This window comes from Pseudomonas sp. LBUM1663, assembly GCF_059695905.1.
Genome location: NZ_CP166792.1, coordinates 6,626,351 through 6,651,121, shown reverse-complemented (window position 1 = coordinate 6,651,121; position 24,771 = coordinate 6,626,351). Strand labels below are relative to the sequence as shown.

At 57.7% G+C, this 24,771-nt stretch carries 24 protein-coding genes; all 24 read left to right on the top strand.

All coding sequences use genetic code 11. The features are described 5' to 3' along the window. The first annotated feature begins 567 nt into the window (after positions 1 to 567). The 24 genes from rpmH (at position 568) to ACA075_RS30385 (ending at position 24,715) form a co-directional block, all read left to right on the top strand. A complete protein-coding gene (gene rpmH, locus ACA075_RS30500; RefSeq protein WP_003213577.1) occupies positions 568 to 702 on the top strand; it encodes a 50S ribosomal protein L34 in 135 nt (44 codons plus the stop codon). A 16-nt stretch (positions 703 to 718) separates the two neighbouring features. Beyond that, on the top strand, positions 719 to 1,120 hold the full coding sequence (rnpA, locus tag ACA075_RS30495) for a ribonuclease P protein component (RefSeq protein ID WP_462030024.1): 402 nt from the start codon (positions 719 to 721) through the stop codon (positions 1,118 to 1,120). Then, positions 1,113 to 1,358, top strand: a complete 246-nt coding sequence (yidD, locus tag ACA075_RS30490; RefSeq protein ID WP_010465488.1) for a membrane protein insertion efficiency factor YidD — start codon at positions 1,113 to 1,115, stop codon at positions 1,356 to 1,358. The genes rnpA and yidD overlap by 8 nt, the downstream gene beginning before the upstream one ends. A gap of 2 nt (positions 1,359 to 1,360) precedes the next feature. Beyond that, positions 1,361 to 3,046, top strand: coding sequence for a membrane protein insertase YidC (yidC, locus tag ACA075_RS30485; protein WP_497296770.1), 1,686 nt, complete (start codon positions 1,361 to 1,363; stop codon positions 3,044 to 3,046). A gap of 79 nt (positions 3,047 to 3,125) precedes the next feature. Next, on the top strand, positions 3,126 to 4,496 hold the full coding sequence (mnmE, locus tag ACA075_RS30480; RefSeq protein WP_497296769.1) for a tRNA uridine-5-carboxymethylaminomethyl(34) synthesis GTPase MnmE: 1,371 nt from the start codon (positions 3,126 to 3,128) through the stop codon (positions 4,494 to 4,496). 550 nt (positions 4,497 to 5,046) lie between these two features. Further along, entirely contained in the window at positions 5,047 to 6,945 is a 1,899-nt protein-coding gene (gene mnmG, locus ACA075_RS30475; RefSeq protein WP_497296768.1) for a tRNA uridine-5-carboxymethylaminomethyl(34) synthesis enzyme MnmG, read from the top strand. Then, positions 6,942 to 7,586 (top strand): 16S rRNA (guanine(527)-N(7))-methyltransferase RsmG, encoded by a 645-nt coding sequence (gene rsmG / locus ACA075_RS30470; RefSeq protein ID WP_077748852.1) that lies wholly within the window; start codon positions 6,942 to 6,944, stop codon positions 7,584 to 7,586. The genes mnmG and rsmG overlap by 4 nt, the downstream gene beginning before the upstream one ends. An 18-nt stretch (positions 7,587 to 7,604) precedes the next feature. Then, complete coding sequence (locus tag ACA075_RS30465; protein ID WP_090177596.1) at positions 7,605 to 8,402, top strand: ParA family protein; 798 nt, start codon at positions 7,605 to 7,607, stop codon at positions 8,400 to 8,402. A 9-nt stretch (positions 8,403 to 8,411) separates the two neighbouring features. Beyond that, positions 8,412 to 9,284, top strand: coding sequence for a ParB/RepB/Spo0J family partition protein (locus ACA075_RS30460; RefSeq protein ID WP_077748853.1), 873 nt, complete (start codon positions 8,412 to 8,414; stop codon positions 9,282 to 9,284). 148 nt (positions 9,285 to 9,432) lie between these two features. Then, a complete protein-coding gene (locus ACA075_RS30455) occupies positions 9,433 to 9,840 on the top strand; it encodes a F0F1 ATP synthase subunit I (RefSeq protein WP_010465473.1) in 408 nt (135 codons plus the stop codon). A gap of 16 nt (positions 9,841 to 9,856) precedes the next feature. Continuing rightward, positions 9,857 to 10,726, top strand: a complete 870-nt coding sequence (atpB, locus tag ACA075_RS30450) for a F0F1 ATP synthase subunit A (RefSeq protein ID WP_162437614.1) — start codon at positions 9,857 to 9,859, stop codon at positions 10,724 to 10,726. A gap of 133 nt (positions 10,727 to 10,859) precedes the next feature. Further along, positions 10,860 to 11,117 carry a F0F1 ATP synthase subunit C gene (gene atpE / locus ACA075_RS30445; RefSeq protein ID WP_002555987.1) on the top strand — a complete coding sequence of 86 codons (258 nt, stop codon included), beginning with the start codon at positions 10,860 to 10,862 and terminating at the stop codon, positions 11,115 to 11,117. A 56-nt stretch (positions 11,118 to 11,173) separates the two neighbouring features. Then, a complete protein-coding gene (locus ACA075_RS30440; protein ID WP_007948090.1) occupies positions 11,174 to 11,644 on the top strand; it encodes a F0F1 ATP synthase subunit B in 471 nt (156 codons plus the stop codon). Positions 11,645 to 11,656: 12 nt separating this feature from the next. Continuing rightward, positions 11,657 to 12,193, top strand: coding sequence for a F0F1 ATP synthase subunit delta (locus ACA075_RS30435; protein WP_059403768.1), 537 nt, complete (start codon positions 11,657 to 11,659; stop codon positions 12,191 to 12,193). 21 nt (positions 12,194 to 12,214) lie between these two features. Then, positions 12,215 to 13,759 (top strand): F0F1 ATP synthase subunit alpha, encoded by a 1,545-nt coding sequence (gene atpA / locus ACA075_RS30430; protein ID WP_008007884.1) that lies wholly within the window; start codon positions 12,215 to 12,217, stop codon positions 13,757 to 13,759. A gap of 50 nt (positions 13,760 to 13,809) precedes the next feature. Next, positions 13,810 to 14,670: a F0F1 ATP synthase subunit gamma gene (gene atpG / locus ACA075_RS30425; RefSeq protein ID WP_109626974.1), complete on the top strand. Its 861-nt coding sequence runs from the start codon at positions 13,810 to 13,812 to the stop codon at positions 14,668 to 14,670. Between the two features lie 27 nt (positions 14,671 to 14,697). After that, positions 14,698 to 16,077 (top strand): F0F1 ATP synthase subunit beta, encoded by a 1,380-nt coding sequence (gene atpD, locus ACA075_RS30420; RefSeq protein ID WP_008155715.1) that lies wholly within the window; start codon positions 14,698 to 14,700, stop codon positions 16,075 to 16,077. Between the two features lie 45 nt (positions 16,078 to 16,122). Next, positions 16,123 to 16,548, top strand: coding sequence for a F0F1 ATP synthase subunit epsilon (locus ACA075_RS30415; RefSeq protein WP_007969909.1), 426 nt, complete (start codon positions 16,123 to 16,125; stop codon positions 16,546 to 16,548). Between the two features lie 116 nt (positions 16,549 to 16,664). After that, positions 16,665 to 18,032 (top strand): bifunctional UDP-N-acetylglucosamine diphosphorylase/glucosamine-1-phosphate N-acetyltransferase GlmU, encoded by a 1,368-nt coding sequence (gene glmU, locus ACA075_RS30410; RefSeq protein WP_497296766.1) that lies wholly within the window; start codon positions 16,665 to 16,667, stop codon positions 18,030 to 18,032. Between the two features lie 239 nt (positions 18,033 to 18,271). Further along, positions 18,272 to 19,048, top strand: a complete 777-nt coding sequence (locus tag ACA075_RS30405) for a DeoR/GlpR family DNA-binding transcription regulator (protein ID WP_010465456.1) — start codon at positions 18,272 to 18,274, stop codon at positions 19,046 to 19,048. Position 19,049: 1 nt separating this feature from the next. Further along, positions 19,050 to 20,882 carry a glutamine--fructose-6-phosphate transaminase (isomerizing) gene (glmS, locus tag ACA075_RS30400; RefSeq protein WP_497296765.1) on the top strand — a complete coding sequence of 611 codons (1,833 nt, stop codon included), beginning with the start codon at positions 19,050 to 19,052 and terminating at the stop codon, positions 20,880 to 20,882. A gap of 79 nt (positions 20,883 to 20,961) precedes the next feature. After that, on the top strand, positions 20,962 to 21,864 hold the full coding sequence (locus ACA075_RS30395) for a LysR family transcriptional regulator (protein ID WP_497296764.1): 903 nt from the start codon (positions 20,962 to 20,964) through the stop codon (positions 21,862 to 21,864). A 130-nt stretch (positions 21,865 to 21,994) separates the two neighbouring features. After that, a complete protein-coding gene (locus ACA075_RS30390) occupies positions 21,995 to 22,621 on the top strand; it encodes a glutathione S-transferase family protein (protein ID WP_497296763.1) in 627 nt (208 codons plus the stop codon). 63 nt (positions 22,622 to 22,684) lie between these two features. Beyond that, a complete protein-coding gene (locus ACA075_RS30385) occupies positions 22,685 to 24,715 on the top strand; it encodes a 2Fe-2S iron-sulfur cluster-binding protein (RefSeq protein WP_497296762.1) in 2,031 nt (676 codons plus the stop codon). The last annotated feature ends 56 nt before the right edge of the window (positions 24,716 to 24,771 follow it).

The following is a 24,771-nucleotide window of genomic DNA, read 5'->3' as shown; positions in this document are numbered from 1 at the left end:
GGATATCCCCTAAGTTGAAAGCCGGTGAGGCAAAAACAAGCGGCCATTGTAGCGGCCAGACGCCCACTTATCCACATGCAGGTTGCGCACAGGCCATGAATTATCAACGCGTTAACCGCCAAAAAGGCGACCAATGGTATGTGCATAAGCTCTGTGGATAACCGCCCATGAGGGCACTGGACAAGTGGGGGCGAAACTCGGTGGATAACCTGCCTGTGGATAACTGGCCATTCCACACACAGCTTATCCGACAGCGCAGCACAGGCTGCCCCCTGTTTTCCACCGTAGTTGTCATTCTCTGTACAGCACGGGATAGAAGGGCCAAAGGTAGTTATCCACAGATGATCGCCTCCCTAGCTTTTATAAGCTTTACAGAAAAGCTTTAAATAACTTCCTTCTTTATTTCTATATCTACCGAAGGACCTGCGGACGAGAAAACGCCTGGAGATCTATTTATAAGGAAACGCTGGTTGGAAATTGACCTAGAGGCTTGCTTTCTCTAGAATCCCCGGTCTCTTAAAACGGGGGCCATTCCGGCCCGTTGTGGACGAACCAGGTAACACGACAATGAAACGTACTTTCCAACCAAGCACTATCAAACGCGCTCGTACCCACGGTTTCCGTGCTCGCATGGCTACCAAGAACGGTCGTGCCGTCCTGTCGCGTCGTCGCGCCAAAGGTCGTGCGCGTCTGGCAGTTTGATAATCCGGCACTGGAGGTGAGTCAGGACTTCAGTCGGGAAAAGCGTCTGCTTACTCCCCGGCATTTCAAGGCAGTCTTTGACTCCCCTACCGGCAAGGTTCCGGGGAAAAATCTCCTGCTCCTTGCGCGCAACAACGATCTCGATCACCCCCGTCTCGGGCTGGTTATCGGGAAAAAGAGCGTAAAGCTCTCCGTCGAGCGCAATCGCCTCAAACGTCTGATGCGCGAATCGTTTCGCCTGAACCAGGATTCACTGGTCGGTTGGGACATCGTTATCGTCGCGCGCAAAGGTTTGGGTGACGTAGAAAGCCCCGAATTGATTCAGCATTTCGGCAAGCTCTGGAAGCGTCTGGCACGTAGCAAGCCGGTACCAGCAGTCAAAACCGAAACTGTAGGGGTAGACAGTCCCGATGCGTAAACTGGCACTCGTTCCGATCCAGTTTTATCGCTATGCCATTAGTCCCCTGATGGCCAGTCACTGTCGTTTCTACCCCAGTTGTTCCTGCTACGCGTATGAAGCCATAGAAAATCATGGCCTTCTGCGCGGTGGCTGGCTGACCTTTCGTCGTTTAGGTCGCTGTCATCCGTGGAATCCCGGTGGTTATGACCCGGTTCCACCTATCCCTACCTCCCGTTCTTCTTCGATGGCCGAGTAATCATGGATATCAAACGCACGATCCTGATCGTCGCCCTGGCAATCGTGTCCTACGTTATGGTTCTTAAATGGAACCAGGACTATGGCCAGGCTGCCCTGCCGACTCAGAATGTTGCTTCCAGTACTACCGCACCGGGCCTACCGGACACGGCGACTGGCAATAATGCTTCTGTCAGTGACGACATTCCACGCGCCGCAAGTGATACCAGTGCAACTGCACCTGCTGAAACTCCAGTAGCTGTAAGCAAAGACCTCATCCAGATCAAAACGGATGTGCTCAACCTGGCTATCGATCCACAAGGTGGTGATGTTGCGCAACTGACGTTGCCGCTGTATCCACGTCGCCAGGACCATCCGGAAATTCCATTCCAGTTGTTCGATAACGGCAACGAGCGGACTTATCTGGCCCAGAGCGGTCTGATCGGCACCGACGGTCCGGACGCAAGTCCAGCTGGTCGCCCGGTTTACTCCTCGGAGAAGAAGATTTACCAGTTGGCTGACGGTCAAGACCAATTGGTCGTGGACCTCAAGTTCAGCAAGGACGGCGTCAACTACATCAAGCGTTTCACCGTGAAACGTGGCCTGTATGACGTAACCGTTTCCTACCTGATCGATAACGAAAGCGCCAAGCCTTGGTCGGGTGCGATGTTCGCCCAGCTGAAGCGTGATGCCAGCTCCGATCCTTCTTCCAGCACTGCCACCGGCACCGCGACTTACCTGGGCGCAGCCCTGTGGACAAGTAACGAGCCGTACAAGAAAGTGTCGATGAAGGACATGGACAAGGCTCAGCTGAAAGAAACCGTTAACGGCGGTTGGGTTGCCTGGTTGCAACACTACTTCGTGACCGCGTGGATTCCGGCGAAGGGCGAAAACAACCTCGTCCAGACCCGTAAAGACAGCAAAGGCAACTACATCATCGGCTACACCGCTCCGGCAGTGACCGTTGCGCCAGGTGCAAAAGCCGAAGTCAGCGCTGTTCTGTACGCCGGTCCAAAAAGCCAGGCTGTGCTGAAAGAGTTGTCCCCAGGTCTGGAATTGACTGTCGACTACGGCATTCTGTGGTTCATTGCCCAGCCAATCTTCTGGCTGCTGCAACACATCCACGCGCTGATCGGTAACTGGGGCTGGTCGATCATCTTCCTGACCATGCTGATCAAAGGGATTTTCTTCCCGCTGTCGGCTGCCAGCTACAAATCCATGGCGCGCATGCGTGCAGTGGCACCGAAACTGGCTGCGCTGAAAGAGCAACATGGCGATGACCGGCAGAAAATGTCGCAAGCCATGATGGAGCTGTACAAGAAAGAAAAGATCAATCCGCTGGGTGGTTGCTTGCCAATCCTCGTGCAGATGCCGGTTTTCCTGTCGCTGTACTGGGTTCTGCTGGAAAGCGTTGAAATGCGCCAAGCGCCGTTCATGCTGTGGATCACTGACCTGTCGATCAAGGATCCATTCTTCATTCTGCCGATCATCATGGGTGCAACCATGTTCATCCAGCAGCAGTTGAACCCGACTCCTCCGGATCCGATGCAGGCGAAGGTAATGAAGCTGATGCCAATCATCTTCACCTTCTTCTTCCTGTGGTTCCCGGCTGGTCTGGTGCTGTACTGGGTTGTGAACAACTGCCTGTCCATCGCCCAACAGTGGTACATCACTCGTAAAGTCGAAGCGGCTACCAAAGCAGCTGCCTGATTTACACTGTGGATAACCACTCAAAACGCCCCCTAGTGGGGCGTTTTGCTATCTGTCACTTTTGTCTGGGTACCGATTTATGAGCGTTCCTCGGGAAACCATCGCAGCTGTCGCCACCGCCCAAGGTCGCGGCGGTGTAGGCATCGTCCGTATTTCCGGGCCGTTGGCGAGCCTTGCCGCCAAGGCAATCAGCGGTCGGGAATTGAAACCTCGATTTGCCCACTACGGCCCGTTTCTCAATGAAAACGAAGAGGTGCTGGACGAAGGAATCGCGCTGTATTTTCCGGGACCGAACTCATTTACCGGCGAAGACGTGCTTGAACTGCAGGGTCACGGTGGGCCGATCGTTCTCGATATGCTGCTCAATCGTTGCCTGGAACTGGGCTGTCGTCTGGCTCGACCAGGAGAATTCAGTGAGCGCGCCTTCCTCAACGACAAGCTCGACCTGGCCCAGGCGGAAGCCATCGCCGACTTGATCGAGGCCAGTTCTGCACAGGCTGCACGAAATGCCCTGCGCTCCTTGCAGGGCGCATTTTCTGAGCGTGTGCATAACCTCACCGAGCAATTGATTGGCCTGCGCATCTATGTCGAAGCGGCGATCGACTTCCCTGAAGAAGAAATCGACTTCCTGGCCGACGGACACGTACTGGCCATGCTCGACAAAGTGCGCGATGAATTATCCACAGTGCTTCGCGAAGCCGGGCAAGGTGCCTTGCTTCGCGATGGGATGACCGTGGTCATTGCCGGCCGACCTAATGCCGGCAAGTCTAGCCTGCTGAATGCCTTGGCCGGTCGAGAAGCCGCGATCGTAACCGAGATTGCCGGTACCACCCGGGATATTCTTCGCGAACATATCCACATCGATGGCATGCCGCTGCACGTGGTCGACACCGCCGGTCTGCGGGATACCGATGACCAAGTGGAAAAAATTGGCGTCGAGCGGGCGTTGAAAGCCATCGGCGAGGCAGATCGGGTGTTGCTAGTGGTCGATGCGACCGCTCCTGAGGCACTTGATCCATTCGCGTTATGGCCAGAGTTCCTCGAAACCCGCCCGGATCCAGCCAAAGTTACGCTGATTCGCAACAAGGCTGACCTGACAGGTGAAGCCATTGCGCTGGAGGTCAGTGAGGATGGCCACGTCACCATCAGCCTCAGTGCAAAATCCGCCGGCATGGGACTGGAACTGCTGCGCGAACATCTCAAGGCCTGCATGGGCTACGAGCAGACCTCGGAAAGCAGCTTCAGTGCACGCAGGCGTCACCTTGACGCATTGCGACACGCCAGCGCATCCCTTGAGCACGGCCGAGCACAGCTGACATTGGCGGGCGCCGGTGAACTGCTGGCTGAAGATTTGCGCCAGGCTCAGCACTCTTTGGGTGAAATCACCGGCGCGTTCAGCTCCGATGACCTGCTGGGACGCATTTTTTCCAGCTTCTGCATCGGTAAATAGTCCTTCCGATATTCACAGACAGGCCGTTCGCGCCTGTCTGTTCAATCCCTTGTCTTAAATTTCCTCCAGTGCCGAGCAGATTCTTTCTACTTGAGCGGGTTTTCCGTGTCCGGGATTCGCTCGATCAGCACGTTTCTGTGGATTAAGACCTGTGAGTAAGTGCCCGTAAGGGCAGTTGATAACAGGGCCTGAAAACTGAAGATAACCGCCACTGTGGATAACCACCCCTTTCATCCACAGGCTTAAACCGGTTATCCAAGGGCCTCCTTGGCACATGACCACAGGTTTTTGAATCTCTGTACATATTGAATATAAAGGCTTGTAGAGATCTATCCACAGAAATGTGGGTCAGTAGAAATAAACATAAAAACAAAGATTTAATAAATTTCTCTCTTTTTAATTTCTATAACCCCGACTTCTCCACAGCTGGTTAAATTTTGTGCAAAGGGTTCTTTAGGAAGGTCGAAGTCCCTATACTTGCCGACCAGGTCCAGAAACCTGAACTCAAACTATTCCTGATTACCTAACTGAAGCAGGCACGAGGTGCGTGGTGGATTTCCCTTCCCGTTTTGAAGTGATCGTCATCGGCGGCGGTCATGCCGGTACCGAGGCAGCACTGGCCTCAGCACGTATGGGTGCAAAAACCCTGTTGCTGACGCACAACGTGGAAACCCTCGGTGCCATGAGTTGCAACCCCGCCATCGGTGGGATCGGTAAAAGCCATCTGGTGAAAGAAATCGATGCCCTCGGCGGCGCGATGGCCATGGCTACTGACAAAGGTGGTATTCAATTTCGCGTATTGAACAGCCGCAAAGGCCCGGCCGTGCGTGCCACTCGTGCTCAGGCAGACCGGGTTCTGTACAAGGCCGCTGTCCGTGAAGCATTGGAAAACCAGCCGAACCTGTGGATATTTCAACAAGCCGCTGATGACCTGATCGTCGAGCAGGAACAAGTGCGCGGTGTTGTCACCCAGATGGGTCTGCGTTTCTTCGCTGATTCCGTGGTGTTGACCACTGGCACGTTCCTCGGTGGACTTATCCACATCGGCTTGCAGAATTATTCGGGTGGCCGTGCCGGCGATCCGCCGTCAATTGCCCTGGCTCATCGCTTACGTGAATTGCCATTGCGGGTCGGTCGCCTGAAAACCGGTACGCCACCGCGTATCGACGGTCGTTCTGTGGATTTCTCAGTGATGACCGAGCAGGCAGGGGATACACCGATCCCGGTGATGTCCTTCATGGGTTCCAAAGAGCAACATCCGAAACAGGTGAGCTGCTGGATTACCCACACCAACGCCCGCACCCATGAAATCATTGCCGCCAACCTCGATCGTTCGCCGATGTATTCCGATGCAGGGTTGATCGAAGGCATCGGCCCGCGGTATTGCCCGTCGATCGAAGACAAGATCCACCGCTTTGCCGACAAGGAAAGCCACCAGGTCTTCATCGAGCCGGAAGGTTTGACGACGCACGAGCTGTACCCGAACGGGATATCCACATCCTTGCCGTTCGACGTGCAATTGCAAATCGTGCAATCGATTCGCGGTATGGAAAACGCGCACATTGTTCGTCCCGGCTACGCCATCGAGTACGACTACTTCGACCCGCGTGACCTGAAATACAGCCTCGAAACCAAAGTCATCGGCGGTCTGTTTTTCGCTGGGCAAATCAATGGCACCACCGGTTACGAAGAAGCCGGCGCCCAGGGTTTGCTGGCCGGCGCCAACGCGGCGCTGCGTGCGCAGGGCAAAGACGCCTGGTGCCCGCGTCGCGACGAGGCGTACATCGGGGTGTTGGTCGACGACCTGATTACTCTCGGTACTCAAGAGCCGTACCGGATGTTCACGTCCCGTGCCGAATACCGCCTGATCCTGCGTGAAGACAACGCCGACCTGCGCCTGACCGAAAAAGGTCGCGAACTGGGTCTGGTGGATGACGCGCGTTGGGCGGCTTTCTGCAAGAAACGCGAAAGCATCGAGCTCGAAGAACAGCGCCTGAAAAGTACCTGGGTCCGCCCGGGCACTGAGCAGGGCGATGCGATTTCCGAGAAGTTCGGTACGCCACTGACTCACGAATACAATTTGCTCAACCTGCTGAGCCGTCCGGAAATCGACTACGCTGGTCTGATCGCCGTGACCGGTGGGGGCGCGGAAGATCCACAAGTCGCCGAGCAGGTTGAAATCAAGACCAAGTACGCCGGCTACATCGATCGCCAGCAGGACGAAATCGCTCGTCTGCGGGCCAGCGAAGATACAAAACTGCCTGTGGATATCGATTACACAAACATTTCCGGTCTCTCCAAAGAGATCCAGAGCAAGCTCGGTGCGACCCGTCCAGAGACTTTGGGCCAGGCGTCGCGTATCCCGGGTGTGACGCCGGCAGCGATTTCGCTGTTGATGATTCATTTGAAAAAACGCGGCGCGGGCCGTCAGTTGGAGCAAAGCGCTTGAGTTCGTTGGTCACCTCGCAACATGCCGAAGAGTTATCCACAGGTGCTCGCCAGCTCGGTGTCACGCTGACAGAAGCCCAGCACGCGCAGCTGCTTGGCTACCTGGCCCTGTTGATTAAATGGAACAAGGCTTACAACCTGACCGCCGTGCGCGATCCGGACGAAATGGTCTCCCGCCATCTGCTCGATAGTTTGAGCGTGATGTCGTTTGTCGAGAACGGTCGCTGGCTGGACGTTGGCAGCGGCGGCGGCATGCCGGGTATTCCGTTGGCCATTCTGTTTCCAGACTCGCAAGTGACTTGTCTGGACAGCAACGGCAAGAAAACCCGCTTCCTGACCCAGGTCAAACTCGAACTCAAACTGGATAACCTGCAAGTTATCCACAGTCGTGTCGAAGCTTTCCAGCCTGCCCAGCCATTCAACGGGATCATCTCCCGGGCGTTTAGCAGCATGGAAAACTTCAGCAACTGGACTCGCCACTTGGGCGATGCCGATACACGCTGGCTGGCAATGAAGGGCGTTCATCCGGCTGATGAGCTGGTAGCATTGCCGGCAGACTTCCACCTCGATAGCGAACACGCCCTGGCCGTACCTGGTTGCCAAGGCCAACGCCATCTGCTGATACTGCGCCGCACGGCATGATTGGGAACACAAGCAAGAATGGCTAAGGTATTCGCGATAGCGAACCAGAAAGGTGGTGTGGGTAAAACCACCACCTGCATCAACCTCGCAGCTTCCCTGGTCGCTACCAAGCGCAGGGTGCTGTTGATCGATCTCGATCCACAGGGCAACGCCACCATGGGTAGCGGTGTGGATAAACACGGGCTGGAAAACTCGGTCTACGACCTGCTGATCGGCGAGTGCGACCTGGCTCAGGCCATGCACTACTCCGAGCACGGCGGATACCAGCTGTTGCCGGCCAACCGTGACCTGACCGCGGCCGAAGTGGTTCTGCTGGAAATGCAAATGAAGGAAAGTCGCCTGCGCAGTGCGTTGGCGCCGATCCGTGAAAATTACGATTACATTTTGATCGACTGCCCGCCGTCATTGTCGATGCTGACGCTGAACGCGTTGGTCGCGGCTGACGGGGTGATTATCCCCATGCAGTGCGAGTACTTCGCGCTCGAAGGCTTGAGCGACCTTGTGGATAACATCAAGCGCATCGCTGAATTGCTCAACCCGAATCTGAAAGTCGAAGGCCTGTTGCGGACCATGTATGACCCGCGCCTGAGCCTGATGAACGACGTGTCGGCGCAGCTCAAGGAACACTTCGGCGAACAGCTGTACGACACCGTCATCCCGCGCAACATCCGTCTGGCCGAAGCACCCAGCTATGGCATGCCGGCGCTGGCCTACGACAAAGCATCGCGTGGCGCTATCGCCTATCTGGCGTTGGCCGGCGAGCTTGTTCGTCGTCAACGCAAAAACTCACGCACCGCCGCCGCTCAGGCAACTTAAGGAATCCCCATGGCCGTCAAGAAACGAGGTCTCGGACGTGGACTGGATGCACTGCTGAGTGGTCCGACTGTCAGCTCGCTGGAAGAACAAGCGGTCCAGGCCGATCAGCGTGAGCTGCAGCACCTGCCCCTGGACCTGATCCAGCGCGGCAAGTACCAGCCGCGTCGGGACATGGATCCTCAGGCGCTGGAAGAACTGGCGCAGTCGATCAAGGCCCAGGGCGTGATGCAGCCGATCGTGGTGCGTCCGATTGGCAGCGGTCGTTTTGAAATCATCGCTGGTGAACGCCGCTGGCGCGCCAGCCAGCAGGCTGGCCAGGAAACCATCCCGGCGATGGTTCGCGATGTGCCGGATGAAACCGCGATCGCCATGGCGCTGATCGAGAACATCCAGCGCGAAGACCTCAATCCCATCGAAGAAGCCGTGGCCTTGCAGCGTTTGCAGCAGGAATTCCAGCTGACTCAGCAACAAGTGGCCGAAGCCGTGGGCAAATCCCGCGTGACCGTGGCCAACCTGCTACGCTTGATCGCGTTGCCGGAAGTTATCAAGACCATGCTGTCGCACGGCGACCTGGAAATGGGTCATGCCCGTGCTTTGCTCGGTTTGCCGGAGAATCAACAGGTTGAAGGGGCGCGACATGTTGTCGCACGTGGGCTGACTGTGCGCCAAACCGAGGCACTGGTTCGCCAGTGGTTGAGTGGCAAACAGGAGCCTGCTGAACCGGTTAAACAGGACCCTGATATCGCCCGACTCGAGCAGCGCCTGGCTGAACGCCTAGGCTCTGCGGTGCAGATCCGCCACGGAAAGAAGGGGAAAGGGCAGTTGGTTATTGGTTACAACTCCCTCGATGAGCTTCAAGGTGTGCTCGCGCACATTCGTTGAAACATTTCCTCATGTAGCGTGCAGTCGGAAATCACTACCTGACAGTTGAATAGGGGCTGAACCGCCCCTATACTCTGCGCGCATTTTGTCGGCACAAATTATGCCAAGTTATTGAATTCTGGCAGCCGACCATTGGGGAGTAATTGTGATGGAAAGCCGCACGCCAAACCGCTTGCCGTTCCATCGCCTGGCAGTTTTTCCGGTGTTAATGGCTCAGTTTGTCGTTTTGCTGATTGCCGCTTTGGCGCTCTGGCAATGGCACGGAGTCGTTGCCGGGTACTCAGGACTCTGCGGAGGCCTGATAGCCTTGCTGCCCAATGTTTATTTCGCTCACAGGGCATTTCGGTTTTCCGGCGCCCGAGCAGCCCAAGCCATCGTCCGGTCTTTTTATGCCGGTGAGGCGGGCAAACTGATTTTGACGGCAGTGCTCTTTGCATTGACGTTCGCAGGTGTGAAGCCATTGGCGCCGCTAGCTGTATTCGGCGTCTTCGTGTTGACCCAACTGGTCAGCTGGTTCGCGCCCCTGCTGATGAGAACAAGACTTTCGAGACCTTAGGGCGTTTGAGGCAACCATGGCAGAGACAACCGCTTCGGGCTATATCCAGCACCACTTGCAGAACCTGACCTTCGGTCAGCACCCAACTGGCGGGTGGGGTTTTGCCCACACCGCAGCAGAAGCCAAAGAAATGGGCTTCTGGGCTTTCCACGTCGATACCCTCGGCTGGTCGGTTGCGTTGGGTCTGATCTTCGTTCTTCTTTTCCGCATGGCGGCGAAGAAGGCGACTTCCGGTCAGCCTGGTGCTTTGCAGAACTTCGTTGAAGTATTGGTCGAATTCGTCGATGGCAGCGTGAAAGACAGCTTCCATGGCCGTAGCCCGGTGATTGCACCGTTGGCACTGACCATCTTCGTCTGGGTCTTCCTGATGAACGCCGTCGACCTGATCCCGGTCGACTGGATTCCTCAGCTGGCCATCCTGATCACCGGTGATGCGCACATTCCGTTCCGTGCCGTATCCACTACTGACCCGAACGCTACCCTGGGCATGGCCCTGTCGGTGTTCGCGTTGATCATTTTCTACAGCATCAAGGTCAAGGGCATCGGCGGCTTCATCGGCGAACTGACCCTGCACCCGTTCGGCAGCAAGAATATTTTCCTGCAAGCGCTGCTGATTCCGGTGAACTTCCTGCTGGAATTCGTGACCCTGATCGCCAAGCCGATCTCCCTGGCTCTGCGATTGTTCGGCAACATGTATGCCGGCGAGCTGGTGTTCATTCTGATCGCTGTGATGTTCGGCAGCGGTCTGCTCTGGCTTAGCGGCCTGGGCGTAGTTCTGCAGTGGGCGTGGGCTGTGTTCCACATCCTGATCATCACCCTGCAGGCGTTTATCTTCATGATGCTGACCATCGTTTACCTGTCGATGGCGCACGAAGAGAACCATTAAGACCAGTCTCGACTAGTCTGATGTCCCACCCGGTCAAACGGGTGGGTGCCCGAACAGGGCTATGAAACGATTTGTTTTACCGCTTTAAAATCTAAAAAACCTAAACCATACGACGTAAAAGTCGGGAGGAAAGATGGAAACTGTAGTTGGTCTAACCGCTATCGCTGTTGCACTGTTGATCGGCCTGGGCGCACTGGGTACCGCAATTGGTTTCGGCCTGTTGGGCGGCAAGTTCCTGGAAGGCGCAGCGCGTCAGCCAGAAATGGTTCCAATGCTGCAAGTTAAAATGTTCATCGTTGCCGGTCTGCTCGACGCCGTAACCATGATCGGTGTTGGTATCGCTCTGTTCTTCACTTTCGCGAACCCATTCGTTGGTCAACTCGCTGGCTAATTACTCGAACCTTCGAGTAATTGGTGTGATGTGCAACGAACGAGCGAGGTGTTGGCGTGAACATTAATGCAACCCTGATTGGCCAGTCCGTTGCGTTCTTCATTTTTGTACTGTTTTGCATGAAGTTCGTGTGGCCTCCGGTCATCGCGGCTTTGCACGAACGTCAGAAGAAGATCGCGGATGGACTGGACGCTGCCGCCCGAGCAGCTCGCGACCTGGAGCTGGCCCAAGATAAAGCGGGTCAGCAACTGCGCGAAGCAAAAGCTCAGGCAGCCGAAATCATTGAGCAAGCCAAGAAACGCGGTAACCAGATCGTTGAAGAGGCTGTTGAAAAAGCCCGTATCGACGCTGACCGTGTGAAGGTTCAGGCTCAGGCCGAGATCGAGCAGGAACTGAACAGTGTCAAAGACGCGCTGCGTGCCCAACTGGGTAGCCTGGCAGTCTCTGGTGCCGAGAAGATCCTGGGTTCCACAATCGATCAAAACGCGCACGCGGAGCTGGTAAACAAACTGGCTGCTGAAATTTAAGCGAGGGCGATCATGGCAGAATTGACCACGTTGGCCCGACCTTACGCTAAGGCAGCCTTCGAGCACGCCCAGGCCCACCAGCAACTGGCCTCTTGGTCAGCCATGCTCGGCCTGGCTGCAGCAGTGTCGCAAGACGACACTATGCAGCGCGTGCTCAAGGCCCCGCGACTGACGAGCGCAGACAAGGCCGCCACGTTTATTGACGTGTGCGGCGACAAGTTTGATGCCAAGGCACAGAACTTCATTCACGTCGTTGCCGAAAACGACCGTCTCCCGCTTTTGCCGGAGATATCCGCTCTGTTCGACCTGTACAAGGCCGAACAAGAGAAGTCGGTAGACGTTGAAGTGACCAGTGCTTTTGCATTGAACCAAGAACAGCAAGACAAACTCGCCAAGGTTCTCAGTGCACGACTCAACCGGGAAGTGCGCCTGCAAGTCGAGGAAGACAAATCCCTTATCGGGGGCATTGTCATCCGCGCCGGCGACCTGGTTATCGATGGCTCGGTTCGCGGCAAACTCGCGAGCCTTGCCGAAGCATTGAAATCTTGAGTTTGAAGGGGCAGCAGAGCAATGCAGCAACTCAATCCTTCCGAAATAAGTGAAATTATCAAGGGCCGCATCGACAAGCTCGATGTGACCTCCCAAGCCCGTAACGAAGGCACTGTCGTCAGCGTATCTGACGGTATCGTGCGGATTCACGGTCTGGCCGACGTCATGTACGGCGAGATGATCGAGTTTCCGGGCGGCGTCTTCGGTATGGCTCTCAACCTGGAGCAAGACTCCGTAGGTGCCGTTGTTTTGGGCTCCTACCAGTCTCTGGCTGAAGGCATGAGCGCCAAGTGCACCGGCCGCATCCTCGAAGTTCCGGTTGGTAAGGAACTGCTGGGTCGCGTAGTCGACGCACTGGGTAACCCAGTTGACGGCAAAGGTCCGCTGAACAACACCGAGACCGATGCGGTCGAGAAAGTTGCTCCAGGCGTGATCTGGCGTAAGTCGGTAGACCAGCCTGTACAGACTGGCTACAAGGCTGTCGATGCCATGATTCCTGTCGGCCGTGGCCAGCGTGAGCTGATCATCGGTGACCGTCAGATCGGTAAAACCGCTCTGGCGATCGACGCGATCATCAACCAGAAAGACAGCGGCATTTTCTGCGTCTACGTAGCGATCGGTCAGAAACAATCGACCATCGCCAACGTGGTTCGCAAGCTGGAAGAAAACGGCGCACTGGCTAACACCATCGTCGTGGCGGCGAGCGCTTCGGAATCTGCAGCACTGCAATTCCTGGCACCGTACTCCGGTTGCACCATGGGTGAATTCTTCCGCGACCGCGGTGAAGACGCGCTGATCGTTTATGACGATCTGTCCAAGCAAGCAGTGGCTTACCGCCAGATTTCCCTGCTGTTGCGCCGTCCACCAGGCCGTGAAGCTTATCCAGGCGACGTGTTCTATCTCCACTCCCGTCTGCTGGAGCGCGCATCCCGCGTTTCGGAAGAATACGTAGAGAAGTTCACCAACGGCGCAGTGACCGGCAAAACCGGTTCCCTGACCGCACTGCCGATCATCGAAACCCAGGCTGGCGACGTTTCCGCGTTCGTTCCGACCAACGTGATTTCCATCACTGACGGTCAGATCTTCCTGGAATCGGCCATGTTCAACTCCGGGATCCGTCCTGCTGTGAACGCCGGTGTTTCGGTATCCCGTGTGGGTGGTGCCGCTCAGACCAAGATCATCAAGAAGCTCTCCGGTGGTATCCGTACCGCTCTGGCTCAGTACCGTGAACTGGCGGCATTCGCCCAGTTCGCTTCTGACCTGGACGAAGCGACCCGTAAGCAACTTGAGCATGGTCAGCGCGTTACCGAGCTGATGAAGCAGAAGCAATACGCACCAATGTCGATCGCTGACATGGCGCTGTCGCTGTATGCCGCTGAGCGTGGGTTCCTGACTGACGTCGAAATCGCCAAGATCGGTAGCTTTGAACAAGCGCTGATTGCTTTCTTCAACCGCGATCACGCCGATTTGATGGCGAAGATCAACGTGAAGGGTGACTTCAATGACGAAATCGACGCTGGCATGAAAGCCGGTATCGAGAAGTTCAAGGCCACCCAAACCTGGTAAGCCGCAGCGGGAGCCGCAAGGCTCCCGCTTGCTAACCTGATAGGTGTTACATGGCAGGCGCAAAAGAGATTCGCAGTAAGATTGCGAGCATCAAAAGCACGCAAAAGATTACCAGCGCCATGGAAAAAGTGGCGGTCAGTAAAATGCGCAAGGCACAAATGCGCATGGCTGCTAGCCGTCCTTATGCGGAGCGCATCCGCCAGGTTATTGGCCATCTGGCCAACGCCAACCCGGAATATCGCCACCCGTTCATGCTCGACCGTGAAGTAAAGCGCGTCGGTTATGTCGTGGTGAGCAGTGACCGTGGTCTGTGTGGTGGCTTGAACACCAACCTGTTCAAGGCTTTGGTCAAGGACATGGCGGTAAACCGCGAAAACGGCGTCGAGATTGACCTGTGTGTTGTTGGTAGCAAGGGTGCGGCTTTCTTCCGCAACTTCGGCGGTAACGTCGTAGCAGCTATCAGCCACCTGGGTGAAGAGCCGTCGATCAATGACCTGATCGGCAGCGTCAAGGTGATGCTGGATGCCTACCTGGACGGCCGTATTGACCGCCTGTCCGTGGTGTCCAACAAGTTCGTCAACACCATGACGCAAACGCCTACCGTGGAGCAGTTGATTCCGCTGGTGGCAACCCCGGATCAGGAACTCAAGCACCACTGGGATTATCTGTACGAACCGGACGCCAAAGAGCTGCTTGACGGCTTGATGGTCCGTTACGTGGAGTCGCAGGTCTACCAGGCGGTGGTCGAGAACAACGCGGCTGAACAAGCTGCGCGGATGATCGCGATGAAGAACGCTACCGACAACGCCGGTGATTTGATCAGCGATTTGCAGCTGGTCTACAACAAGGCGCGTCAGGCTGCGATCACCCAAGAGATCTCGGAAATCGTCGGCGGCGCTGCCGCGGTTTAACGGTTCAAATATTCAGAGGATCCAGCTATGAGTAGCGGACGTATCGTTCAAATCATCGGCGCCGTTATCGACGTGGAATTTCCACGCGACAGCGTACCGAGCATCTACAACGCGCTGAAAGTAGTGAGCGCGGCTGAAACCACCCTCGAAGTTCAGCAACAGCTGGGCGACGGCGTGGTTCGTACCATTGCGATGGGTTCCACCGAAGGCTTGAAGCGCGGTCTGGAAGTCACCGACTCTGGCGCTGCCATCTCCGTACCGGTCGGTAAAGCGACGCTGGGCCGGATCATGGACGTTCTGGGCAACCCGATCGACGAAGCGGGCCCGATCGACACCGAAGAGCGCTGGGGCATTCACCGTCCTGCGCCAACCTTCGCTGAACAAGCGGGCGGCAACGACCTGCTGGAAACCGGCATTAAGGTTATCGACCTGGTTTGCCCGTTCGCCAAGGGTGGTAAAGTCGGTCTGTTCGGTGGTGCCGGTGTAGGCAAAACCGTAAACATGATGGAACTGATCCGTAACATCGCCATCGAGCACAGCGGTTATTCCGTGTTCGCCGGTGTGGGTGAGCGTACTCGTGAGGGTAACGACTTCTACCACGAGATGAAGGATTCCAACGTTCTGGACAAAGTGGCACTGGTTTACGGTCAGATGAACGAGCCGCCGGGTAACCGTCTGCGCGTAGCACTGACCGGCCTGACCATGGCCGAGAAGTTCCGTGACGAAGGTAACGACGTTCTGCTGTTCGTCGACAACATCTATCGTTACACCCTGGCCGGTACTGAAGTATCCGCACTGCTGGGCCGTATGCCTTCCGCAGTAGGTTACCAGCCGACCCTGGCCGAAGAGATGGGTACTCTGCAAGAGCGTATCACTTCGACCAAGAACGGTTCGATCACCTCGATCCAAGCGGTATACGTACCTGCGGATGACTTGACCGACCCGTCGCCAGCGACCACCTTCGCCCACTTGGACGCCACCGTCGTTCTGTCCCGTGACATCGCTTCCCTGGGTATCTACCCGGCGGTCGATCCACTCGACTCGACTTCGCGCCAGCTGGACCCGAACGTAATCGGTCAGGACCACTACGACACCGCTCGCGGCGTACAGTATGTTCTGCAACGTTACAAAGAACTGAAGGACATCATTGCGATCCTGGGTATGGACGAGCTGTCGGAAGCCGACAAGCAGTTGGTAAACCGTGCTCGTAAGATCCAGCGTTTCTTGTCGCAGCCGTTCTTCGTGGCTGAAGTCTTCACCGGTGCATCGGGTAAATACGTTTCCCTGAAAGACACCATTGCTGGCTTCAAAGGCATCCTCAACGGTGACTACGACCACCTGCCAGAACAAGCGTTCTACATGGTCGGCGGCATCGAAGAAGCGATCGAGAAAGCCAAGAAACTGTAATCCCGGCGCCTGGCAACGGGCGCTAATTTAGGTTGAGGCAATCAGATGGCTATGACAGTCCATTGCGATATCGTCAGCGCGGAAGGGGAAATCTTCTCCGGCCTGGTCGAGATGGTGATTGCGCACGGTGCACTGGGTGATCTTGGTATCGCCCTGGGTCACGCGCCGTTGATCACTAATCTCAAGCCGGGCCCGATCCGCCTGGTCAAGCAGGGCGGGGAAGAGGAGGTGTATTACATCTCCGGTGGTTTCCTCGAGGTTCAGCCGAACATGGTCAAGGTTCTTGCCGACACCGTGCAACGTGCTGCCGACCTGGACGAAGCCTCCGCTCAGGAAGCCGTTAAGGCTGCCGAGAAGGCCTTGCATGAGCGGGGCGCGGAATTCGATTACGGTTCTGCTGCCGCACGTCTGGCCGAGGCTGCAGCTCAGCTGCGCACCGTCCAGCAGATCCGCAAGAAGTTTGGCCACTAATAGGCCATTGCTTGTTGCGCGATTGATTAAAAAGGGTAGCCTCGGCTACCCTTTTTTCTTTTCCGATTTTCATAACCTGGTCGCAGCCGCTGACCACCCAGGATTGGTAGCCAGTCATGTCTCTTGAAATCGTTATCCTCGCTGCCGGCCAAGGCACTCGCATGCGTTCGGCGTTGCCAAAAGTTCTGCACCCGATCGCCGGCAACTCGATGCTGGGCCATGTTATCCACAGCGCCCGGCAACTTGATCCACAGCGCATCCACGTCGTGATCGGCCATGGCGCCGAAGCGGTGCGCGAGCGTCTGGCGGCGGACGATCTGAATTTCGTCCTGCAGGACAAGCAGCTGGGTACCGGTCATGCGGTGGCTCAGGCCGTGCCGTTCATCGAGTCCGACACCGTTCTGATCCTGTACGGCGACGTACCGTTGATTGAAGTCGAAACCCTGCAACGTCTGCTCAGGAAAGTTGCGCCGCAACAACTGGGCCTGCTCACCGTCGAACTGGATGACCCGACCGGTTACGGCCGCATCGTCCGCGATGCCGCGGGCAAGGTCACGGCCATCGTCGAGCAGAAAGACGCCAACGAGTCCGAGCGCGCGATCACCGAAGGCAACACCGGCATTCTGGCGCTGCCTTTCGCGCAACTGGGCGGCTGGATGAGCCGTCTCTCCAACAACAATGCCCAAGGCGAGTACTACCTGACCGACGTGATTGCGATGGCAGTCAGCGATGGTCTGGTGGTGGCCACCGAGCAGCCCCATGACGCGATGGAGGTGCAGGGCGCCAACGATCGCAAGCAGCTCGCCGAACTCGAGCGTCATTATCAGTTGCGCGCCGGTCGCCGCTTGATGGCTCAAGGTGTGACCCTGCGTGACCCGGCCCGTTTCGATGTGCGCGGTGAAGTCACTGTCGGCCGAGATGTGCTGATCGATATCAACGTGATCCTCGAAGGCAAGGTCGTCATTGAAGATGACGTGGTGATCGGCCCGAACTGTGTGATCAAGGACAGTACCCTGCGAAAAGGCGTGGTGATCAAGGCCAACAGCCATATCGAAGGCGCGATCCTGGGCGAAGGCAGCGATGCCGGTCCATTCGCACGCCTGCGTCCGGGCACGGTGCTTGAGGCTCGCGCGCATGTGGGTAACTTTGTCGAGCTGAAGAACGCTCATCTGGGTGAAGGCGCCAAGGCCGGTCACCTTACGTATCTGGGGGACGCCGAAATTGGCGCGCGCACCAACATTGGCGCGGGCACCATCACTTGCAACTACGACGGTGCCAACAAGTGGAAGACCGTATTGGGTGAAGATGTGTTCATCGGTTCCAACAACTCGTTGGTGGCACCTGTGGATATCTCTTCCGGCGCGACGACGGCGGCTGGTTCGACCATTACCCAGAATGTGGATAACGCACAGTTGGCGGTGGGTCGGGCACGTCAGAAGAACATTGATGGCTGGAAGCGGCCGGTGAAGATCAAAAAGAGCTGAGTTATCCACAGCGCTTTGCGGCGGTTTGAGATTGCCTTCGCGGGCAAGCCTCGCTTCTTCAGGATCCAGGTCGTTTACAAATTTGTTCACAACTCAGGCCCTGTAGGAGCGAGCGGGCGGCGATCCGACTTGCCCGCGAAGCTTTTTATCCACAGATATTTTTCTTGCGCAGCTTGACGAAGTTTCGCCAATAGGTTTTGATTGCTTCCGTTATCTTTCGAATCGAAACTTACCAGCTCATGTCGAAGCGCAATACCCCCCAGCGCCGCCACAACATCCTCGCCTTGCTCAATGAGCAGGGCGAAGTCAGTGTGGATGAGCTGGCCAAGCGCTTCGAAACTTCGGAAGTTACGGTTCGCAAGGATTTGGCCGCGCTTGAAAGTAATGGTCTGCTGCTGCGCCGCTATGGCGGAGCGATCACCATGCCTCAGGAGTTGGTCGCCGACATCGGCCAACCGGTTTCCAAATACAAACAAGCCATTGCTCGCGCCGCTGTTACGCGGATTCGCGAACATGCACGGATCATCATCGACAGCGGCAGCACCACCGCCGCCATGATTCCGGAACTCGGCCAGCAACCGGGACTGGTGGTGATGACCAACTCCTTGCACGTTGCCAATGCTTTGAGCGAGCTCGAACACGAACCGGTGCTGTTGATGACCGGTGGCACCTGGGACCCGCATTCCGAGTCCTTTCAGGGGCAGGTCGCCGAGCAAGTACTACGCTCTTACGACTTCGACCAGTTGTTCATCGGTGCCGATGGCATCGATCTGGTTCGCGGTACCACCACCTTCAACGAATTGCTGGGGCTGAGCCGGGTCATGGCTGACGTCGCCCGTGAAGTAATCGTGATGGTGGAGGCCGACAAGATCGGCCGCAAGATTCCCAACCTGGAACTGCCCTGGAGCAGCGTCCATACCCTTATTACCGATGAACGCCTGCCACTTGCGGCGCGCGATCAGATTCAGGCCCGCGGCATCAATTTGATTTGCGCGGCTGTCAGTCAGGAGAAATAGCATGTGTGGAATTGTCGGCGCAGTCGCAGAACGTAACATCACCGCCATCCTGCTCGAAGGCCTCAAGCGCCTGGAATACCGTGGCTACGACAGCGCCGGTGTCGCGGTTTTCACCAACGACGAAAAGCTCGAGCGCATGCGTCGTCCGGGCAAGGTCAGCGAGCTGGAAATCGCCCTTGAAGCCGAACCGCTGGTCGGTCGCCTCGGCATCGCCCACACCCGTTGGGCTACTCACGGTGCGCCGTGCGAGCGCAACGCGCACCCGCATTTCTCCGGCGACCTGGCCGTGGTCCACAACGGCATCATCGAGAACCACGAAGCCCTGCGCGAACAGCTGAAAGCCTTGGGTTACGTGTTCACCTCGGACACCGACACCGAAGTCATCGCTCACCTGTTGAACCACAAACTCAAGGACCTGCGCGATCTGACCGTGGCCCTCAAAGCCACCGTTAAAGAGTTGCACGGTGCTTATGGTCTGGCCGTTATCAGCGCCGATCAGCCGGATCGTCTGGTGGCAGCGCGTAGCGGCAGCCCGTTGGTGATCGGTCTGGGCCTGGGTGAAAACTTCCTCGCTTCCGACCAGTTGGCCCTGCGCCAGGTCACCGACCGTTTCATGTACCTGGAAGAAGGCGATATCGCCGAAATTCGCCGCGACAGCGTGCACATCTGGGACGTGAAAGGCCAGTCCGTCGAGCGCGAAACCGTGCAGTACCGCGACGGCGCCGAAGCGGCCGACAAGGGTGAATTCCGCCACTTCATGCTCAAGGAAATCCACGAGCAACCGGCCGTGGTTCAACGCACCCTCGAAGGTCGTCTTAGCCCGAACGGTGTGCTGGTACAGGCATTCGGACCACAGGCTGCCGAGCTGTTCGCCAAAGTGCGCAACGTACAAATCGTGGCCTGCGGCACCAGCTACCACGCCGGCATGGTTGCCCGTTACTGGCTGGAAGAACTGGCCGGCATCCCGTGCCAGGTCGAAGTCGCCAGCGAATTCCGCTATCGCAAAGTCGTGGTACAGCCGGACACCCTGTTTGTCACCATTTCCCAGTCCGGCGAAACTGCCGACACCCTGGCCGCGCTGCGCAACGCCAAGGAACTGGGCTTCCTCGCCAGCCTGGCGATCTGCAACGTCGGCATCAGCTCGCTGGTGCGTGAATCCGACCTGACCCTGCTGACCCAGGCCGGTCGCGAAATCGGCGTGGCCTCGACCAAAGCCTTCACCACCCAATTGGTCGGTCTGCTGCTGCTGACCCTGTCCTTGGGTCAGGTTCGCGGCACCTTGGCCAAAGGCGTCGAAGCCACCCTGGTTGAAGAACTGCGTCGCCTGCCAACCCGTCTGGGCGAAGCCCTGGCCATGGACAGCACTGTGGAGAAAATCGCTGAGCTGTTCGCCGAGAAGAACCACACCCTGTTTCTCGGTCGTGGCGCGCAATTCCCGGTAGCGATGGAAGGGGCCCTGAAACTCAAGGAAATCTCCTACATCCACGCCGAAGCCTACCCGGCGGGCGAACTGAAGCACGGCCCGTTGGCGCTTGTGGATAACGACATGCCCGTGGTCACCGTGGCGCCGAACAACGAACTGCTGGAGAAGTTGAAATCCAACCTCCAGGAAGTCCGTGCCCGTGGCGGCCAATTGATCGTCTTCGCAGACGAAAAGGCAGGCATGAGCAACGGCGAAGGCACCCACGTTGTGCACATGCCGCACATCCACGACATCCTGTCGCCGATCCTCTACACCATCCCGCTGCAGTTGCTCTCGTACTACGTGGCGGTGTTGAAAGGCACGGACGTTGACCAGCCGCGGAACCTGGCGAAGTCGGTGACGGTGGAATAAGTTATCCACAGCTGACTGAACACTAAAAATCGCAGCCTATGGTTGCGATTTTTTTTATCCGAATGAAGGACATTGCCCCATGGACAGATTCCAGGAAATGCAGGTCTTCGCCGCCGTTGCCCAGGACCAAGGCTTCTCTGCGGCAGCGCGGCGTTTGGGGATGTCGGCGGCCAGTGTCACCCGGGCGGTGGCGGCGCTGGAGAAGCGCATTGGCACGCAGTTGCTGACGCGTACCACCCGCAGCGTGCATTTGAGCGAGGCGGGGCAGCGTTTTCTGGAAGATTGTCGGAGGATTCTCGCCGAGGTGCAGGAAGCCGAGGATTCGGCAGCCGGAAGTCACGCACAACCTCGTGGGCAACTGACGATTACAGCACCGGTATTGTTCGGTGAGTTGTTCGTCACGCCGCTCACGGTCGGTTACCTCAACCAGTTTCCTGAGGTCACCATCAATGCGCTGCTCGTCGACCGGGTGGTGAGCATGGTCGAGGAGGGCATCGATGTAGCGGTGCGCATTGGTGAATTGCCTGACAGCAACCAACATGCGATTCGTGTGGGCGAGGTGCGGCGGGTGATTTGCGCCTCTCCGGAGTTTCTGGCGAAGCGCGGCAAGCCTCTGCACCCAAATGATTTAAACGGGGTGCCGATTATCGCCACCTCGTCCATTGGCCAACTGAGAACCTGGCCGTTCCTTGAGGCGGGGGAGCCCCTGAACGTTCGCCCGGAACCACGGCTTGTGGTCACAGCCAATCAGGCCGCCATTACCGCCGCGAGCCTGGGGCTGGGTTTGACCCGAGTCCTGTCGTATCAAGTGGCGAGCAAGGTCGCCGCCGGTGAGCTGGAAATCGTGCTGGCTGACTTCGAACTGCCGCCGTTGCCCATCCATGTGGTCTATCAGGGTGGGCGCAAGGCGCCGGCTCGGATCCGCAGTTTCGTGGACTTCGCCGTGAAAGTGCTACGTGAGCACCCGGCGCTGCACGGCTGATGGGTTATTGCGTTGGCTGAAATAATGGATTGCGTTTTCTGGTTATTCTGTTGTTTTGGTTGAGAGGGGAAGATAGCTCCCATCGGCGCTGATCTTCCCTGAACGGCGCCACCATCCAGCGGAGTCGACCATGCAAGCCATCAAACTCTACAACTTCCCTCGCTCTGGCCATGCTCACCGTGTGGAGCTGATGCTGTCCTTGCTGCAACTGCCGACCGAGCTGATCTTGGTCGACCTGGCCAAGGGCGCGCACAAGCAGCCGGATTACCTGGCGCTCAATCGCTTTGGTCAGGCACCGGTGATTGATGATCAAGGCGTGGTGCTGGCCGATTCCAACGCGATTCTGGTCTATCTGGCGCAGAAATACGGCAATGGTCGCTGGCTACCAACCGATCCGGTCGGTGCGGCCAAGGTGCAGCGCTGGTTGTCGGTCGCTGCCGGGCCGATTGCCTTTGGCCCGGCAAGAGCCCGGCTGATCACCGTGTTTGGTGCGCCTTACAACGCCGAAGAGGTGATCGCTTACGCCCACACCGTGCTTAAAGTGATCGATCAGGAACTGGCCGCCACCCCCTACCTTGTCGGCAACGAGCCCACCATCGCCGATGTTTCGGCCTACAGCTACATCGCCCATGCACCGGAAGGCAATGTGTCGCTGGACGACTACGCCAATATCCGCGCCTGGCTGACACGCATCGAAGCCTTGCCAGGGTTTGTCGCCATGCCGCGTACCGTCGCCGGCCTGCAAAAAACAGCCTGATGCTCACGGCCCGATTCAGTCGGGCCGTTCTTATTGCGCGATCAGCGCAGGGGAGAAGCCGTTATGGAACGTTCACCTTGGCACGCAGGCGAGAAACAGTTGCAGGCCCACGTGGGTGTGGCCGAGCGAATGGACACATTAGGTCGTAGGGTGATTCGCGGCGAGATGCCGGATCAGCACCGCCAGTTCTATCAGCAACTGCCGTTCATGCTGTACGGCGCGGTGGATGCCGACGGCAACCCTTGGGCCAGTGTTCTTGAAGGGCCGCCGGGGTTTGCTCATTCCCCGGCGCCTGCGTTGTTGCAGTTCGACGGCCTGCCCGGCAGCGATGACCCTGCGCAATTGCAAGCGGGCGCGGCGATCGGTCTGCTCGGTATCGAACTGCACACCCGACGTCGCAACCGTATGAATGGCCGGGTCGGTGCTGTCACCGAGAACGGTTTCGGGGTCACGGTGGAGCAATCGTTCGGCAATTGCCCGCAATACATTCAATTGCGTCAGTTTCGCTCGGTGCCCCTGGCGGACCCGGCAACCCGTGTCGCGCAGCACCTCAATGCGCTGGATGAGGCGGCCCAAGCGATGATCGCTGACGCCGATACCTTCTTTGTCGCCAGTTATGTGGACGTCAACGGCCAACGCTCGGTGGATGTTTCTCATCGCGGTGGCCAGGCCGGTTTCGTACAGGTGGAAGGTAATCGCCTGACCATTCCGGACTTCGCGGGCAACCTGTTTTTCAACACCTTGGGCAACCTGCTGATCAATCCTCGGGCCGGTTTGCTGTTCATCGATTTCAATTCGGGCGATCTGCTGCACCTCAGCGGCCGCGCGGACGTCATCCTCGAAGGCGCGCAGGTCGAAGCCTTTCAGGGGGCCGAGCGGCTCTGGACCTTCGAGGTGGAGAGCGTGGTGCGCCGGCCTGCGGCGCTGGCCTTGCGCTGGCGCTTTGACGGCGTATCACCCACCAGTTTGCTGACCGGCACCTGGGATCAGGCAAACGCACGCCTGCAAGCCAAGGCCTTGGGCGATCACTGGCGGCCGCTGCGGGTGGCGCGCATCGAACAGGAAAGCCACAGCATCCGTTCTATTTATCTGGAGCCGGCCGATGGCGCCGGGTTGCCGCTGTTTCAGGCCGGGCAGCATTTGCCCCTGCGATTCAACATTGCTGGCGATGTGCATATCCGCACGTACAGCCTGTCGAGCGCGCCGTCCGATGACTTTTTCCGCATCAGCGTGAAGCGTGAAGGCCTGGTGTCCTCGCACCTGCATGAGCAGATCCGTGTTGGCGATGTGCTGGAAGCCCGCGCACCTCAGGGGCATTTCACCGTGGCAGCCAATGAGCGGCGACCGCTGGTGCTGTTGGCGGCGGGCGTCGGTATCACGCCGCTGCTGTCGATGGTGCGTGAGGTGGTTTATCAAGGCCTGCGCACGCGGGGCATCCGCCCGACCTGGTTTTTCCAGAGCTCGCGAACCTTGGCCGATCAACCGTTTCGTCCTGAGCTGGACCGTTTGCTTGATGGCCTGGGTGACGCGGTACGCGTGCGGCGGTTGCTCAGTCAGCCGGAGCCGGATGCTCGCGAGGGGGAAGATTTCGATCTAACCGGGCGGATTGACGGCGACTTGCTCAAGACGATCCTTGAACTGGAAGACTACGACCAGGTGGACTTTGTCCTCTGCGGCCCGGGCAGTTTTACCCAAGCGCTGTACGACACCCTGCGGGAACTGGACATTCGCGACTCAAGGATTCATGCCGAAACCTTTGGCCCGTCGACGCTGCGTCGCACGCCGGACCAGGACGCCGTGGTCATCGAGCAACCACCGGCTGCCACGGTTTCGGTGCCGGTGGTGTTCCAGCGCTCGGCCAAAGAGGCGCGCTGGCAGCCGGAGAGCGGCAGTTTGCTGGAACTGGCGGAAAGCCGCGGATTGCACCCGGAATTCAGCTGCCGCGGCGGTTCCTGCGGGACCTGCAAGACGCGCCTCATCAGTGGCGCAGTGAATTATCCACAGCCTCCGGCGCAAGTGCCTGATGCGGGTGAGGTGCTGATTTGTTGCGCAGTGCCGGCGCAGGGTTCGCAGCCGTTGGTCCTGGATTTGTGAACAATCCAGAGCACCCAGAAAATCCCTTTGTGGGAGCGAGCCTACTCGCTCCCACA